Below are 15,507 nucleotides of genomic sequence, written 5' to 3'. Positions count from 1 at the left end.
CCCCCACCACCCCACAGATCTCATTTCCCTGACGCTCCCGGAAGGAGGCGCTCCACATGTCCGGACAGGACTGGCTCGACAAGGACTTCTACCAGGTCCTCGGCGTCTCTAAGGACGCGAGCGCGGAGGACATCAAGAAGGCCTACCGCAAGAAGGCCAAGAAGCTCCACCCCGACCGCAACCCCGGCGACAAGCAGGCCGAGGAGCAGTTCAAGCAGGTCGGTGAGGCCTACTCGGTGCTCAACGATCCCGAGGAGCGCCAGAAGTACGACGCGATCCGGGCCATGGGCTCCGGCGGTGCCCGCTTCGCTGCGGGTCCCGGCGGCCCCGGTGGCGGCGCGGGCTTCGACGACATCTTCTCCGCCATGTTCGGCGGCCAGGGCGGGGGCTTCGGCGGCCGCGACGGCCGCAGCACCGGCGGCTTCAACCCTGCCGGCGGCGGGCCCGAGCCCGACCTCGACGACCTGCTGCGCATGTTCGGCCAGCAGGGCGGCGCACCCGGAGGTGGCTTCGGCTTCGGCGGCGGGCATGGCCCTCGGCCCAGCGCCGGCCAGGACATCAACGCCCGCACCCGCATCAGCTTCCGCCAGGCGGCGCTGGGCACCGAGGTGCGCCTGAGCGTCGACGGCCGCACCGTCACCGCGCGCATCCCCGCCGGGGTGCACGACGGCCAGCGGATCCGCCTGCGCGGCAAGGGCCGGCCCGGCCACGGCGGCGGCCCCGCCGGTGACCTGATGCTCACCCTCGAGGTGGACGAGCACCCGGTGTGGAGCGCCGATGGCGCCGATCTGCGGATCACCGTGCCCGTGTCCTTCGACGAGGCAGTGCTGGGCACCACCCTGACCGTGCCGCTGCTGGACGGCGGCACCGTGGGTCTGAAAGTGCCCGCCGGCACCCCGGCCGGCCGCACCCTGCGCGTGCGCGGCAAGGGCCTGGTCACGACGAAGCGCACCGGTGACCTGCTGGTCACCGTGCAAGTCGCGGTGCCCACCCACGTGGAGGGCGCGGCGCGCAAGGCCGTGGAGGACCTGCGCGATGCGCTCGCCGACGAGGATCCCCGTGCCGGCCTCGCCGAAGCCGCCGCCCGCTGAGCGATCCACGCACGGAGCGATCCACGCCCGGAGCGATCCGCACGCTGAGAGAACGAACCGCAGGAAGGAGTGATCCCCGATGAGCCCCCACCGCATCGACGAGCGCGCCCCCGTGTTCGTGATCTCGGTGGCCGCGGAGCTCTCCGGGATGCATCCCCAGACCCTGCGCCAGTACGACCGCATCGGCCTGGTCTCCCCCCGCCGCACCGCCGGCCGGGGACGCCGCTACAGCGCCCGTGACATCGCCCAGCTGCGCGAGGTGCAGCGGCTCTCCCAGGAGGAGGGCATCAACCTGGCCGGCATCAAGCGGATCCTCGCGCTGCAGGACGAGGTGGCCTCCCTGCGCGAGCAGCTAGGCGCAGTCCACGAGGCCATCGAGGAGATGGCCGCCCGCTCCGGCGGCCGCGTGTTCTCCGCCGACCGCTCCGGCCGCGTGACCTCCCTGCGCCGTGGGGAGAGACCCGAGCGCCCGCCCGGCGGTGCGCTGGTGCTGTGGCGGCCCGACCGCCGGCGCTGACCGGCGATCCTCTCAGGCCCGACGGATGACTCCCTCGGCCTCGTAGATCCCCGCCAGGCGCTCCGCGACCCGGCCCAGGTCCACCTCCTGCGCGGCGGCGCGACCGGCTGCGGTGAGATCCGGCAGCTCGCCGTCCAGCAGGGCCCCCAGGCGCTCCTTCACCGTGGTGGGGAAGCTGGGGCCGTTGCCGCGCACCATGTGGGTGACCTCCCCGTCGGGCAGCCAGTCGCGGTAGATCGGGATGTCCCTCAGCAGCACCGGGGCCCCGCACGCCAGGGCCTCCAGCAGCACGATCCCCTCGGTCTCCTCTTTGGTGAGGAAGCAGAAGGCGTCGGCTCCCGCGTACGCATCGCGCAGGACCTCCGCCCCCACGTACCCGGGGAACAGGCAGTTGACGGGGGCCGAGGTGATCGCGGCTTCGACGTCCTTGGTGATCAGTCGCGGATCGGTGTGGCCGTACCAGACGAAGTGCACCTCTGGCATGGAGCGCGCCACCTGGACCCAGTCCAGGATTCCCTTGCGCACCATCTGGATGCCCACGCTCATCACCACGCGCGACTCCCCAGGCAGGCCCAGGGAGTCCCGCAGACGGCCGCGCGCCGAGGCGTCCGGGCGGAAGAACGAGGTATCCACCCCGTTGGAGAGCACGTGGATGCGGGTGCGGATCCCGTACTTCGGCTGGGAGACCAGGCTGCGCGAGTACGGGGTGGGGGTGATCACGGCGTCGCCCCGCCGGTACAGCAGCGCGATCCACCGGCGGAACAGCGGCGCGATCCGATTGGCGCCGGTGAAGGAGTCCCGGAAGTCCTCCTCCGTGGAGTGTGCCCACATCAGCACCGGACGGCGCCGCAGCCGCGCCCACCACGACAGCAGCAGCGTGTCCGGGAACGGGGTGTTCAGATGGATCACGTCGAAGGGGCGCAGCGGGGAGCGGACCACCTCGTGGCCCAGGGAGCGCACCGCCTGCTCCTGGTGGCGGATGGCCGCCCCGATGCCGGACTGCTTGGCGATGCGGGCCATGCCCGTCGGCATCAGCACCCGCAGCGGGCGGTCAGGGCGGACCGGGCGGGTGTTCGGGCGTGCGTGAGGCCGGCCCGTCACCATGGCATGAACTTCACCAGCAGTGCGGAGACGCCCAGGCCATAGGCGATCAGCGACCACGGCTTGCAGGTCAGGATGATCAGCAGGTAGGTGCGCCACCGCATCCGGGTGGTGCCCGTGAGATAGCACAGCAGATCGTCCGGGGCCACGGGCAGGGCGATCGCGGTGGCGAACACCCGCGTGAAATGGGGGCTGCGTGTCCAGCCCAGCGCCTTCTCCACCGCCCTCGGGGAGAACATGCGCTCGATCAGTCCCAGACCCACCTGTCGACCGATCGCGAAGTTCACGAAGGAGCCGGAGCACACCGCGAGGTAGTTGTACAGGGTGCCCTCCAGCGGCCCGAACAGCACGGGCCCGGCCACCACCAGCAACCCCCCGGGGATCACCGGGAAGATCACCGACGCGATCGAGACCATCAGGAACGCGATCGGTCCCCAGGCGCCGAGGCCGTCGATGAAGGCCTGCAGGTTCTCCAGGGAGCGCAGCGCTCCGGCCTGCCAGCCCCACCACACCAGGCCGATGCTGACCACCAGCCCCAGCAGGGGCGAGAAACGAGCTGCGATCCGCAGGGGATCGCAGCGAGGGGCGTCGACCGCCGGGCGATCAGCACGGACCGCGGGGCGCGGGGGCTGCTTCACGAGCGCGTCAGCGGTGCTCATGCCGGCACCGGTTGACGGGTCAGGATCCGTGGCGCGCGGCGGCTGCGCACCTGCTGGTACACCTCCAGCACCGCCCGGCCGAACTCGCGGGCCCCGCAGGTGGCGCGGGCATGCTCCACCGCCGCACCGGACATCGCCTCGCGGGATATGCGGTCCCCCAACAGCTGGTCCAGACGCTCGCAGAACTCCTGCTCGCCCTCCACCTGCCAACCGGTGACCCCGTCGATCACCACCGGGTCCAGGGACGGGTCGCGACGGCACAGCAGCGGCAGACCGCAAGCCAGCGCCTCGATGAACGTGAGCCCCTGGGTCTCGCTGAGGGAGGCACTGACGAACACGTCCCCGATCCGGTACCAGCGCTGCACCTCGGAGGGATCCACCACCCCGACTAACACCACACGGTCGGTGATGCCCAGCGTGCGGGCCCGGTGCACCAGTTCCGCGCGGTAGGGGCCGTCGCCCACCAGCACCAGCACGGTGTCCTCGCGGCCGGAGGCCGCCACGTGGTCCAGCACTTCGTCGAGGTTCTTCTCCTTGGCCAGGCGACACACGGACAGCAGCACGCGCTGGTCCGGGCGCACCCCGATCGCCGCCCGCAGGGCAGCGGCGTCCTCCCTCTCAGTGGCCGTGGTCGCGGGCCGGAACCGCTGCAGGTCCAGGCCCGTGGGCACCACGTGGATGGGCCGGCGCACCCGGTACGAGCGCAACAGGCGCGACACCTTCGCGGTCGGCACGATCACCGCATCCGTGCGCTCCAGCAGGCGGCGCGAGAACGAGGCCACCACCCTGCGGCCCACGGTGCGGCTGGGGGAGTAGTAGTGCGTGTAGTCCTCGTAGATGGTGTGGTATGTGTGCACCAGCGGCACCCCCAGGGTGCGGGCGATGCGGCGGGCCCACACGTGGGTGGAGAACTCGCACTGTGAGTGCACCACGTCCGGCCGCCACGCCATGATCTCGCCCAGCACGTGACGGTTCGCCGGCATGCCGATGCGAGCATGGTCGTACACCAGCTGGGCGGAGAGAGAACCGATGTGGTAGACACCGCCCTCACTCCACGTGCGCATCCCGTCGGAGAGGGTGAGGACCCGCACCTCGCAGCCCAGGGCCTCGAGCTCGCGCCGCAGGGTGCTGACCGAGGCCACCACACCGTTGACCACGGGCTCCCACCAGTCGGTGGTCAGCAGCACGCGCAACGGCCGCTCCGGGTGGGGGACGTTCCGCTCCAGGGGGCGGAGCCTCAGCTTGTTCACCCCTCGAGCATCCCACCCGGTGCGCGCAGGCGCCTCCGACGGAAGGCCGAACCGGGTCAGACCGGGGTCTGATCCCGGTACCGACCTTCCACGGTGCGTGCCCCTCGCCTTCATGTCACCGAGACTACGGTCCCGCGGCGAGCACCACGACGGGGCACGCCCGCCGTGTCACGGAGAGTTCCCCCCTTGTACCTCAGTCGGATACCTGATAAGTAGCGGTGAGGGAGGCGGAGCCCAGCTGCTGGGTGAAGATCGCGAAGCGGGTGCCCACGTGCGGATCAGCAGGATCGGCCCCCAGGGACTCCACTGGCAGCGCATGCACGGTGAAGACGTAGCGGTGCGCGGGGCCCGCCGGGGGGTTGGGGCCGTCGTAGCCCGCGCGGCCGAAGTCATTGGTGGCCTGCTTGAGGGAGTCGTCCTGGCGCCCCACCCCGGCGGGAAGGGACGTGGTGGTGGCGGGGATGTCCCAGGCCACCCAGTGCCAGAAGCCGGAACCGGTGGGAGCGTCCGGGTCGTAGCAGGTCACCGCGAAGCTCTTCGTGCCCTCCGGGGCACCGGACCAGGAGAGATCCGGGGAGACGGAGGAGCCGTCCTGCTCGGGAGCGAGGTGCTCACCGGAGACGACGGAGCCGTCGGGAAGGGCGGAGGAGGTCAAGGTGAACGTGTTCTCGGTCATACCCCCAGCGTAGGCAGGACTGCCGGGGGTGTCGAGACACATCAACGCGGCCCCCGGGGCGCCGCAGCGGGCAGTGGTTGCCTCTATACACTGACGCTCATGTCTGCCCCGCACCCCCAGGACTCCCTGCCCGCGTTCATCCCCGTCGTGGTGGGCGGCGACATCGGCGCCTACTCCCTGGCGCGCGCCTTCCACGAGGCCTACGGCATCCGCTCAGTGGTGATCTCCCGACTGCAGGGCTGGCACATCTCGCGCTCGGCGATCATCGAGAACGTGCGCTGCGCGGACCCGTTCGACGCCGCCCAGCTCGCCCCCGTGCTGCAGGACGTCGCCGCCGCGCACCCCGAGGGACGACTGCTGCTGCTGGGATCGGCCGACGCCACGGTCAAGGCCATCATCCGGGTGCGCGACGAGACGGACGCCCTGGACGAGCGCTGGGTGGCCCCGTACGTGGACTTGGAGACCTTCCGGGCGGGGACCGAGAAGCAGAACTTCACCGAGCTGTGCGAGCGCCTCGGCGTGGACCACCCCAGCACCCGGATCGTGGACCTCGCGCAGGAGGTCGCCGACGATCTCGAGGTGCCCTTCACCTACCCGGTGATCGCCAAGCCCGCCGAGGTCTCGGAGTGGAAGCGGGCAGATTTCCCGGGCAAGCAGAAGGTCCACACCGTGGGCAGCCACGAGGAGCTGCTCGACCTCCTGCGCACCATCCGCGCGGCCGGCTACCGCGAGAGCATCATCGTCCAGGACCGCATCCCGGGTGACGACCAGAACATGCGGATCCTCACCTGCTACTGCGATGCGCAGTCCCGGGTGCGGTTCGCCTCCTGGGGCCGCACCCTGCTGGAGGAGCACACCCCGGGCGCGATCGGGAACCCGGCGGCGATCATCACCGGTGTGGACGAGGAGATGGTGGCCCAGGCCCAGCAGCTGTGCGCCGCACTGGGGTGGGTGGGCTACGCCAACTTCGACCTCAAGCACGATCCGCGCGACGGCCGCACGAAGTTCTTCGAGCTGAACCCGCGCCTGGGCCGCTCCAACTACTACGTCACCGCCGGGGGGCACAACCCCGTGCGGTGGTACGTGGACGAGCATCTCGGGACGGGCCTGCCCGAGGTCGCGGAGGGCGAGGATCCGCAGATCGTCCAGCACCAGGAGGAGACCCTCTACACCGTGGTGCCGGTGGCGCTGGTCAAGAAGTACACCACCTTGCCGGAGGCCAGGGCACAGCTGCGCCGGGTGCTGAAGTCCCGCCGGGTCCGCAACCCGCTGCTGTACCGGGGCGTGGAGAAGGACCCGGTGCGCCTGTGGTACACCGTCGCGGCCATGGCGAACTATGTGCGGAAGTTCCGCAGGTACTACCGTCCGGAGACGGCGTCGTGACCGATGCGGGGAGGCCCGCCACGGGGCGCCTCGAGGAGACCGGCGGCCGGCTGGACGCCGGCAGCTGGTCGCAGCCGGTGGTGGGGGTGCTCGGCGGGCTGGGCCCCGCCGCGACCGCTGTGTTCCTGGACCTGCTGGTGCGCGCCACCGACGCCCGCACCGACCAGGACCACCTGGACCTGGTGGTCTCCCAGCACTCCAGCACCCCGGACCGCACCGCCCGGATCCTCGATGCCGAGGCGGCCGATCCCGGTCCCGTCCTCGCGCGCGATGCTGCGATGCTCGAGCGGATCGGCGCCCAACTGCTGGTGCTGCCGTGCAACACCGCCCACCACTTCGTGCAGGGAGTGCGCGAGGCGACCGCCATCCCCTTCGTGAGCATCGTCGAGGCCACCGCCAGGGCGGCCGCGCAGCGGGTCGCCCACAGCGGCAGGCCGGTCGCGGTGTTCGCCACCGAGGGCAATGTGCGCGCCGAGGTGTTCGAGCATGCGCTCGCGGCGGAGGGGGCTCGGCCGCTGATCCCGGAGCGTTCCCTGCAGGACCGCATCAACACGCTCATCTACGACCAGGTCAAGGCCAACCGCCCGGTGGACACCACGCTCTTCGAGGAGTGCGTGGACACGGCCCTGGAGGCCGGTGCCGGCACGGTGGTGCTGGGCTGCACGGAGCTGTCAGTGATCTACGACCAGCACGGGTACCGGGGCGATGAGCGCCTGGTGGACTCCCTCACGGTCCTGGCCGAGCAGACCATCCTGGCCTCGGGCAAGCGTCTCTCGCCCGGCTTCGGCTGACCTGGGCCCCGCTGACACCCCGCTCCGGCTGGACACCGGTCCGGCCGCGCCGCAGGAAGTCAGCGCGCAGCACGGGGCAGCGGGCCTCAGAACCCGGTGGCGGAGGGCCTGGGGTAGTACCGACGGAACTTGCGCACGTGGTTCAGCCGCACCGCCTGAGCGTAGGCACGCATCCACGGCCTCTCGGCAGGATAGTCCCACGGGTTCACGGTGCGCCTGCGGGCCACCTCGTGCAGGCGCCGTCGCTGGATCGGGTCCAGCACGTAGCGGCGCAGCAGCCGCAGCGGCACGATCGAGTACAGCACCTCCGGGAGCCCGACCACGGGCTCAGGCGTGCGGCCATGGACGGCGTCCTCGACCATGAACCGTGCCACGTTCGCCCCCGCCCCCGTGACGTAGTAGCTGTTGCGGCCGATGCGCGGATTGATCTCCAGGAATCGCTGGGAGCCGTCCCGCGGATCCTCCTTGATGTCCACATTGGCGAAGCCGACATAGCCGGTGGCATCGAGCAGCAGCCGGGCCTGCTCCAGCTGCTGCGGGAAGTCCGTGGTGATCATGGCGGCCGGACGCCCCAGCGCCTCCGGGGTGTGCTCCTCGAGCAGCACCGCTGCGCTGGCCAGAAGGGTCACCGTACCGCGGGCGTCCCGGTAGGCGGTGATGGAGCGCATCGCGGTGTCGTCCCCGGGGATCAGCTCCTGAAGCACGAAGCGGTCGCGGAAGCCCGCCGCGTGGAGACGGTCGCAGAGGTCCTCCAGCTCGCGCCGGTCCTCCAGGAAGTACACCTTCTTCTTGCCCGCCATGCGCAGCTCGGCGTGGGGGCCGCCCACGGCCGGCTTCGCCACGATCGGGAAGTCGAAGGGCAGTTCGCCGATCTCGGGCGCACCGCCACTGCGGAAGTCCAGCACCCGCGTGGACGGGACCGTGATGTCGTGCTGCTCGCACAGTTCGGCGAAGCTGGCCTTGTCCGCGAGCTGGTTCGCCGTCTCCAGGCTGGGCACCCGCAGCAGGTAGTGCTGCTCGAGCAGCTCTGCATGGCGGGCCAGGAATTCCACGTGGCTGTCGTTGTTGCACAGCAGGAGCGCGGGGCGTCCCTGCGGTCGTCCGGCCGCAAGGTCCAGCAGGGCCTGCAGGCGCTCCTGCTCGCCGCTGCCCGCCGGTTCGTGGACACGGCAGGTGACCGAGCGGTGCATCGGGGCCGGAGCGTTGGCCGCCACGACGGTGGAGACCACCCCGTACTCCTCGTGGAAGGCCCGGGTCAGTGCGTAGATGCCCAGACCGGACCCGATCATCACCACGTCGAAGCCGGGATCGGCCTTCGTGCGGGCCGCGGCGCGGGAGGAACGGGGACGGATCATGAGGAGCTCCTCGGCACGCCACGCGGCGCGCTGACGACGACAGGAACAGGGGGCAGCGGAGCGCCGCTGCAGGTGGCCAACGGCCGGTGCGGCGGCTGGCCGGGCCGTCTCCGCACCTCCGACAGACTACCGGAGGGGGCCTGCTCGGGCGGTGCACCGGTCCGTGCCCGGGCGTGCGGCATCGGTGCGCCTACTCGCGCCCGGCCCTGCCGTGTCCGGTCCTGTCGCGTCATGCCCGGTGCAGCCACACCGCGCTGTCCGCCACGATCGCTCCACCCTCCAGCGGTGCCGAGGCGAGCAGCACCTCGGCGTGGGCTCCCCGGGGCAGGGCTTGCAGCTCGACCGGGTCGTCGGTGGTGTTGACCACGACCAGCACCGGCCCGTGCTCCACCATCAGCACGCCCTGGGGGGCGCCCTCGACGAAGGCCACCCGATCGCCGACACCGTGCGCACCCAGGTGCAGCTCGCGGCGCAGGCGCAGCGCCTCGCGGTACAGCTCCAGCGTCGATCCCTCAACGCCGCGCTGACGGTCCGCGGCGAGCACCCCGAACACCTCGGGCTGGGGCAGCCAGCTTTCGCCGCTGGGGGAGAAGCCGAAGGCGGGGGCGTCGGCCTGCCAGGGCAGGGGCACCCGGCAGCCGTCGCGCCCGGGCACGCCCGCACGCTTGTGGGCGGGGTCCTCACGCAGCTCGTCAGGGATGTCGGCCACTTCCGGCAGCCCCAGCTCCTCGCCCTGGTACAGGTAGGCCGAGCCCGGAAGGGCCAGCATCAGCAGGGTGGCGGCGCGGGCTCGCGCCAGGCCCAGCTGCGCGTCGGGGTGCTCCTGGCGGGACAGGCCCTCGCCGAAGCGGTGCTCCGGAGGGAAGCCGTAGCGGGTGGCGTGGCGGATCACGTCGTGGTTGGACAGCACCCAGGTGGTGGGGGCGCCCACCTCGTCGGCCAGCCGCAGCGGCTCGGAGATGGCGTGCTGGAAGGCCTCCACGTCCCAGCGGGACTGCAGGAAGCCGAAGTTGAACACCTGGTGCATCTCGTCAGGGCGCACGTACTTGGGCATCGAGGCCTCGGGGATCCAGGCCTCGCCCACCATCATCCGCTCGCCGGGGTACTCGTCCAGGATCGCGCGCCACTCGCGGTAGATCGCGTGCACACCGTCGTTGTCGAAGTAGACGGGCACCTCGCCCTCGGGCACCACGGCCATCCCCTCGGAGTCGACGGGGGAGTCGGGCAGGCCCTCGGGCTTGACCATGCCGTGGGCGACGTCCACCCGGAAGCCGTCCGCTCCGCGGTCCAGCCAGAAGCGCAGCACGTCCGCGAACAGCTCGTGCACGGCGGGGTTCTCCCAGTTGAAGTCCGGCTGGGTGGTGTCGAACAGGTGCAGGTACCACTGCCCGGGGGTGCCGTCGGCCTCGGTGATGCGGGTCCAGGCGTCGCCGTGGAAGATGGACTGCCAGTTGTTGGGCGGCAGCTCGCCGTGCTCCCCGCGCCCCTCGCGGAACATGTACATCTCGCGCTCGGGGGAGCCGGGGGCGGCCGCCAGGGCCTGCTTGAACAGCACGTGCTCGCTCGAGGAGTGGTTGGGGACGATGTCCACGATCACCTTGAGGTCCAGCTCGTGGGCACGGGCGATCAGCTCGTCGGCGTCGGCGAGGGTGCCGAAGCGGGGGTCGACGTCCCGGTAGTCCGCGACGTCGTAGCCGCCGTCGTTCTGCGGGGAGGTGTAGAAGGGGGAGAGCCACACGGCGTCGGCCCCCAGCTCGGCGATATGGGGCAGGCGGGCGGTGATGCCGGGCAGGTCGCCCATGCCGTCGCCGTCGCTGTCGGCGAAGGATCGCGGGTACACCTGGTACACCACGGCGTCGCGCCACCACTGGCGGTGGGCCTGCTCGGTGGCGCGGTGGTCAGCGGTGACGGGGGCGTTCTGGGTCACGGGGTGTCCTCCTGGACGGTAGCGGTCGGGGCCGGGCCATCCGGCCCGGGGATCGTGGCAGCGCTGCGGGACAGCAGCGTGATGGTGGCGCCGGGGCTGTCGGCCTCCAGGGCCAGGACCTGGCCCGTGGCCGATGCGCGTGCACCGCCGATCGCGGCGAGGGCCTCGGGCGCCTCGGTGGGCGGGAGATGGGCCAGGTCGATCTCCACCCTGCCATGGGCGGCGCGGGCGAGGTGCACCAGGATGTCCCCGGCAGGGTGCGTGCGCAGCAGGACGAGGGAATCCTCACCCATGTGCAGCCACTGGATGCCGCCCCGGCGCAGTGCCGGGTGCCGCCTGCGCAGCGCGAGCAGTTCGCGCAGCACCGGCCAGATCCCGGGATCGATCTGCTCCTCCACCACGGTGGAGGGCTGCACCGGCTCGCCCCGTCGCACGCGGTCGACGGCCTCCCAGGGCATCGGGGTGCGGGAGTGCTCCCCGGTCAGGCCCTGCAGCCCCAGCTCGTCGCCGGCGAACACCGTGGGCACGCCGGGCAGGGCGGCCAGGGCGGTGATCGCCACCAGGTGCGCCTGGTGGTCGCCCACCACGGTGCGGGTGCGCGGTGTGTCGTGGCTGGACAGCTGGTTCTGGGAGTGCAGGCGGGAGGGCCAGGGCAGGTGCGCGTTGTAGTCGCGCAGGGTGCGGGCCGCTGCCCAGCCGGGGATGCGCGGTGCGGTCATCGGCAGGCCCAGCCAGTTCAGCGGGGAGCCCTCGGGGCAGAGCCACGCCCACAGGGGACGGGTGAAGCCGGTGTAGTTCATGGTGCCGTGCCAGCCGTCGCCGGCCAGGTCACCGCTGGCGTCATGACCGTGCTCCGCCAGCAGCCAGGTGTCCCGCCCAATGTGTTCGCGCACCTCGCGCATGGTGGCGCGGATGGTGCGGGCCACTTCGTGGGTGAGGTCCTCCGCACCGTTGCGGCCGGTCATGTTGGCCACGTCGATGCGCCACCCGTCCGCGAGGAAGGGTGCGCGGAGGTAGCGGCCCACGACGCTGTCCGGCCCGGACAGCAAGCGCTCGCGCAGCTCCGGGGAGGAATGCTCGAGCGAGGGCAGGGTGGGCACCCCGATCCAGCAGCGGTAGTCGGCGGGGTGCTCGTGGAAGCGGTAGAAGCCGGCCTCGGTGCTGCCGGCATCTGCCTGGGCGGTGCGGAACCACTCATGGGTGTCCCCGGTGTGGTTGGTGGTCAGGTCCACCATCAGCCGCATGCCCCGCTCGTGCAGCGCCCGGGAGAGCCGCACCAGGGCCTCGTCCCCGCCCAGCAGGGGGTCCACACGGTCGAAGGTACTGGCGTCGTAGCGGTGCGCGGAGCCGGCGGGGAACACCGGGGTCAGGTACACGACGTCGGCCCCCAGCTCCTGGATGTGGTCCAGGTGCTCGATCACCCCGTCCAGATCACCGCCGTAGAGCTGCTGCCCGTTGACCATGCCGTCCAGTGAGGGCGGCTCGTCCCAGGCCATGGGGCGGGCCCAGTCCGGCAGCTGGTCCGGGGCGAAGCGGCCGTGCTCATCGGTGGGGGAGGCGGCGGAGCGCGCGAAGCGGTCCGGGAACACCTGGTACACCACCGCGTCGTCCACCCAGTCCGGTGCCGGCTCGTGCGCCACCAGGCGGAAGTCGGTCGCATCGGCGACGTCCCAGGGGACGATGCCGGCTGCGGTCAGCCACGCGTACCTCGGCACCTCTGCGCTTGCTTCCGGATCGCCCACCAGGCAGAAGCGGTAGGGCTGGACAGGGTTCACCACCGTCGTGGTCACCGCGAACCAGGTGCCGCCCGGCAGGGCGGCATGGGGCTGCTCAGCTGCCAGCACCGCCGTGGAGATCTCCCCATCGACGATGGTGCGCAGCGCGACGGCGCTGACCGGCCAGCTGTGCGGCACCCACACCCGCAGCTCCACCTCCTCCCCGAGCGCCCGCGGCGGGCGTGGCACGAACAGCGGGCCGGAGTCGTGCATCGGCTGCTGCGGCAGGGGAACCCCGGTGGGATCGGCCGGGGCGCTGGGGGCAATGGTGCTCATGGGGGTCCTTCGGGTCGGACGGCGCACGGCGGGCAAGGCGGGACGGGGCGCGGAACGAGGAGCCGGCGCGACGACGAACCGGCGGGCCGAGAGGTCTCGGCCCGCGGGCAGGAGGAAGTGCTCCTCGCAGTACGCCGATCAGCCCTTGACAGCGCCGGCCGTGGAGCCGCCGACGATGTAGCGCTGCAGGAACTGGTACAGGATGATCACCGGGACCATGATCATCACCGAGCCGGCAGCGAACACGCCCAGGTTGTTGGAGCGGTTCTCGGACAGCAGGCCGTACAGGCCCACCGCCAGGGTCTTGTTCTCGTCACTGGTCAGGAAGATCGAGCCCAGCAGGAACTCCGAGAGGACGCCCACCAGGGACAGCAGCAGGGTGGTGGCCAGGATCGGCACCAGCGCCGGCAGCAGGATCCGGGTGAACACCTGCCAGTGGTTGGCGCCGTCGATGATGGCGGCTTCGTCCAGCTCCTTCGGCACCGTGTCGAAGAAGCCCTTGATCAGCCACACCTGTCCCAGCGAGCCGCCCAGCAGGATGATCAGGTAGCCGGGCACGGAGTCCAGCCCCAGCAGGGGGACCACCTTGCCCAGGTCCGAGATCATCGTGTAGATCGCGATCATCGAGAGAATCGCCGGGAACATCATCACCAGCAGCAGCGACAGCAGGCCGATGCGGCGGCCCTTGAAGCGGAAGCGGCTGAAGGCGTACGCGGCCATCACCGAGAGGAACACCTGCACGAAGGCGACGGTGAAGCACACGATGACGGTGTTGAGGTACCAGCGCAGGAACGGGCCGCGCTCGCCGGACAGCAGCGACTCGTAGTGCCGGAAGCTGAACTCCCTGGGGATCAGGCTGGTGGCAGCGACGGTGCCGGTGGGGTTCAGCGACGCCGAGATCACGAACAGGATCGGGAACACGGCGAAGATGACTGCGAGGATGCCGACGATGTGACGCCAGCCGATCTCCGCGAACCAGCGGCCGAAGCTCATCCTGTGCTGGGGGACCTGAGGAGCAGGAATGCTCGACGTGGTCGAGGCAGCGGGTGCAGACATGGGGGCCATCTCCTCAGTTGACGTCTTCGAGAGCACGAGTGAAGCGGAACTGCACGGCCGCCAGGATGCCCGTCAGGACGAACAGCATCACGGACACGGCGGAGGCGAAGCCGAAGTCGGCTCCCGAGCCGCCGAAGGCGATGCGGTAGATCATCGAGATCAGGATGTCCGTGGAGCCGCGGGTGAACTCGCCCGGCGGGAAGGGACCACCCTGGGTGAGCAGCTCGATCGCGTTGAAGTTGTTGAAGTTGAACGCGAAGGAGGCGACCAGCAGCGGGGCCACCGCCACCAGCAGCAGCGGCATCACCACCTTGACGGTTGCCTGGAAGCGGCTGGCCCCGTCGATCTTGGCGGCCTCCAGCACGTCCCCGGGGATGGACTGCAGAGCACCGGTGGAGATGATGAACATGTAGGGGAATCCCATCCACAGGTTCGTCAGCAGCACCGCCACCTTGGCCAGAGTGGGATCGCCGAACCAGTTGAGGTCGAGGTTCAGCATCTCGTTGATCAGGCCGAAGTCGCGGTTGTAGAAGTTCGACCACACCAGCAGGGCGATGAAGCCCGGCACGGCGTACGGCATCAGCAGGATCGAGCGGTACAGCCGGCGGCCCTTGAGCCGCTCGTCGTTGAGGATCAGTGCCAGGGCGAAGCCCAGGATGAAGGTGGACAGCACCGAACCGGCGGCGAACACCAGGGTCCAGGTGAAGGCACCCAGGAACTGCGAGGCGATGTTCGAGTTGGTGAACAGGCGCTCGTAGTTCTTCGTCCCCACGTTCTGAAGCCAGGACTGGGAGAAGGCGGGACGGCCGTCCTCGCCCACGAAGTACTCCGTGTCGCCCACCTTCGCCACGCTGTACTCGGTGCCGGAAGCGGTGTCGACGATGACGTCGCGCTCCTCGTCGTACTGCAGCACCGTGGTGCCCACGAAGGCCTGGTTCACGCTCAGGGGACGGATCGCGGAGGTGTCGTCCACCGGCACCGCGAGCTGCTGCAGCTCGTTGTACACGGCGTTGACCTCGCGCATGTCCAGCACGTCGCCCTGCGGCACCTCGGTGACGCGGCCGTCGGCCACGGTGACGTCGGAGGCGTCGACCTGCTCCAGCGGCTGCTCCTCGCTGCCGCGGAACACGTCACCGGTCTCGGGCTCCAGCAGCCACAGCTCGAAGGGCCCCTCGGTGGGGGAGCCCATCGTCGCGACCGTCATGTTGTAGCGCGGGGCGTCGGCCGTCTGCTGCACGGAGTTGGAGACGATCGAGTTGATCGCCTGCTCCTTGGTGCCGCGGGTGCCGTCGCCGAAGTTGGTGAAGGAGTACCCCACCGTCAGGATGATCGGGGTGATCAAGAAGACCACCAGGAAGAACGTGCCGGGGAAGAGGTACTTGCCGGGGATGAACCGCTTGGTGGAGTACAGCACGAAGATCGCGATCGCAGAGCCGATCAGGACGATCAGCCACATCCACAGCTGCTGTGCGATCAGGAGCGGAGCGAAGAAGACGACGAGGGCCAGGACCACGCCGAGGAAGAGGACGCGGCCCAGGACGGAGGTGATCGTGGTGGTCCCGCGCGTCTGTTCAGCAGCGGGGGACGAGGTGGAGGTCATGGCGACGATGCCTTTCGGAAACCCTGAGGAGGAAGGCGACGGGGGCGGGG

At 70.6% G+C, this 15,507-nt stretch carries 13 protein-coding genes; 4 read left to right on the top strand and 9 right to left on the bottom strand.

All coding sequences use genetic code 11. The features are described from left to right. Positions 1-56: 56 nt before the first annotated feature. Both M4D54_RS12520 and M4D54_RS12515 read left to right on the top strand, forming a co-directional pair. Positions 57-1,091, top strand: coding sequence for a DnaJ C-terminal domain-containing protein (locus tag M4D54_RS12520; RefSeq protein WP_259891881.1), 1,035 nt, complete (start codon positions 57-59; stop codon positions 1,089-1,091). A 79-nt stretch (positions 1,092-1,170) separates the two neighbouring features. Next, positions 1,171-1,608, top strand: a complete 438-nt coding sequence (locus M4D54_RS12515; RefSeq protein WP_259792670.1) for a heat shock protein transcriptional repressor HspR — start codon at positions 1,171-1,173, stop codon at positions 1,606-1,608. A gap of 12 nt (positions 1,609-1,620) precedes the next feature. Here the strand turns inward: M4D54_RS12515 and M4D54_RS12510 are convergent, their stop codons facing one another. The 4 genes from M4D54_RS12510 to M4D54_RS12495 form a co-directional block, all read right to left on the bottom strand. Further along, positions 1,621-2,640 (bottom strand): glycosyltransferase family 4 protein, encoded by a 1,020-nt coding sequence (locus M4D54_RS12510; RefSeq protein WP_259891879.1) that lies wholly within the window; start codon positions 2,638-2,640, stop codon positions 1,621-1,623. Between the two features lie 65 nt (positions 2,641-2,705). Next, on the bottom strand, positions 2,706-3,368 hold the full coding sequence (locus tag M4D54_RS12505) for a TVP38/TMEM64 family protein (RefSeq protein WP_259891877.1): 663 nt from the start codon (positions 3,366-3,368) through the stop codon (positions 2,706-2,708). After that, a complete protein-coding gene (locus M4D54_RS12500; RefSeq protein WP_259891876.1) occupies positions 3,365-4,618 on the bottom strand; it encodes a glycosyltransferase family 4 protein in 1,254 nt (417 codons plus the stop codon). The genes M4D54_RS12505 and M4D54_RS12500 overlap by 4 nt, the downstream gene beginning before the upstream one ends. A gap of 193 nt (positions 4,619-4,811) precedes the next feature. After that, positions 4,812-5,294: a YbhB/YbcL family Raf kinase inhibitor-like protein gene (locus M4D54_RS12495; RefSeq protein WP_259891874.1), complete on the bottom strand. Its 483-nt coding sequence runs from the start codon at positions 5,292-5,294 to the stop codon at positions 4,812-4,814. Positions 5,295-5,393: 99 nt separating this feature from the next. On the opposite strand from M4D54_RS12495, the gene M4D54_RS12490 reads away from it, so the two are divergent. Further along, complete coding sequence (locus tag M4D54_RS12490; protein WP_259891872.1) at positions 5,394-6,677, top strand: hypothetical protein; 1,284 nt, start codon at positions 5,394-5,396, stop codon at positions 6,675-6,677. Next, positions 6,674-7,468 carry an aspartate/glutamate racemase family protein gene (locus tag M4D54_RS12485; protein WP_259891870.1) on the top strand — a complete coding sequence of 265 codons (795 nt, stop codon included), beginning with the start codon at positions 6,674-6,676 and terminating at the stop codon, positions 7,466-7,468. Before M4D54_RS12490 ends, M4D54_RS12485 begins: the two co-directional genes overlap by 4 nt. Before the next feature lie 86 nt (positions 7,469-7,554). Here M4D54_RS12485 and M4D54_RS12480 read toward each other — a convergent pair whose 3' ends face one another. From M4D54_RS12480 to M4D54_RS12460, 5 genes are all read right to left on the bottom strand, one after another. Continuing rightward, complete coding sequence (locus M4D54_RS12480) at positions 7,555-8,823, bottom strand: carboxylate--amine ligase (protein WP_259891869.1); 1,269 nt, start codon at positions 8,821-8,823, stop codon at positions 7,555-7,557. A gap of 229 nt (positions 8,824-9,052) precedes the next feature. Next, a complete protein-coding gene (locus M4D54_RS12475) occupies positions 9,053-10,750 on the bottom strand; it encodes a glycoside hydrolase family 13 protein (protein ID WP_259891867.1) in 1,698 nt (565 codons plus the stop codon). Further along, the gene (locus M4D54_RS12470) at positions 10,747-12,801 is read right to left on the bottom strand and encodes a glycoside hydrolase family 13 protein (RefSeq protein ID WP_259891865.1); all 2,055 of its coding nucleotides are present in this window, start codon (positions 12,799-12,801) and stop codon (positions 10,747-10,749) included. The genes M4D54_RS12475 and M4D54_RS12470 overlap by 4 nt, the downstream gene beginning before the upstream one ends. Positions 12,802-12,939: 138 nt before the next feature. Beyond that, complete coding sequence (locus tag M4D54_RS12465; RefSeq protein WP_193865794.1) at positions 12,940-13,857, bottom strand: sugar ABC transporter permease; 918 nt, start codon at positions 13,855-13,857, stop codon at positions 12,940-12,942. A 13-nt stretch (positions 13,858-13,870) separates the two neighbouring features. After that, positions 13,871-15,457 (bottom strand): ABC transporter permease subunit, encoded by a 1,587-nt coding sequence (locus tag M4D54_RS12460; protein WP_259891864.1) that lies wholly within the window; start codon positions 15,455-15,457, stop codon positions 13,871-13,873. Positions 15,458-15,507 lie beyond the last annotated feature (50 nt).

Origin of the sequence: Brachybacterium sp. p3-SID1565 (assembly GCF_025143785.1) — a bacterium.
Classification (GTDB): domain Bacteria; phylum Actinomycetota; class Actinomycetes; order Actinomycetales; family Dermabacteraceae; genus Brachybacterium; species Brachybacterium epidermidis.
The sequence above is the reverse complement of the archived record's forward strand: the minus strand, read 5'-3'. Positions and strand labels throughout refer to the sequence as shown.

Bases quoted from the DNA above. Each gene is read 5' to 3' on its own strand.
- M4D54_RS12490 (WP_259891872.1), top strand. From the start codon at position 5,394: ATGTCTGCCCCGCACCCCCAGGACTCCCTGCCCGCGTTCATCCCCGTC.
- M4D54_RS12465 (WP_193865794.1), bottom strand. From the start codon at position 13,857: ATGTCTGCACCCGCTGCCTCGACCACGTCGAGCATTCCTGCTCCTCAG.
- M4D54_RS12460 (WP_259891864.1), bottom strand. From the start codon at position 15,457: ATGACCTCCACCTCGTCCCCCGCTGCTGAACAGACGCGCGGGACCACC.
- M4D54_RS12495 (WP_259891874.1), bottom strand. From the start codon at position 5,294: ATGACCGAGAACACGTTCACCTTGACCTCCTCCGCCCTTCCCGACGGC.
- M4D54_RS12520 (WP_259891881.1), top strand. From the start codon at position 57: ATGTCCGGACAGGACTGGCTCGACAAGGACTTCTACCAGGTCCTCGGC.
- M4D54_RS12480 (WP_259891869.1), bottom strand. From the start codon at position 8,823: ATGATCCGTCCCCGTTCCTCCCGCGCCGCGGCCCGCACGAAGGCCGAT.
- M4D54_RS12510 (WP_259891879.1), bottom strand. From the start codon at position 2,640: ATGCCGACGGGCATGGCCCGCATCGCCAAGCAGTCCGGCATCGGGGCG.
- M4D54_RS12470 (WP_259891865.1), bottom strand. From the start codon at position 12,801: ATGAGCACCATTGCCCCCAGCGCCCCGGCCGATCCCACCGGGGTTCCC.
- M4D54_RS12505 (WP_259891877.1), bottom strand. From the start codon at position 3,368: ATGAGCACCGCTGACGCGCTCGTGAAGCAGCCCCCGCGCCCCGCGGTC.
- M4D54_RS12515 (WP_259792670.1), top strand. From the start codon at position 1,171: ATGAGCCCCCACCGCATCGACGAGCGCGCCCCCGTGTTCGTGATCTCG.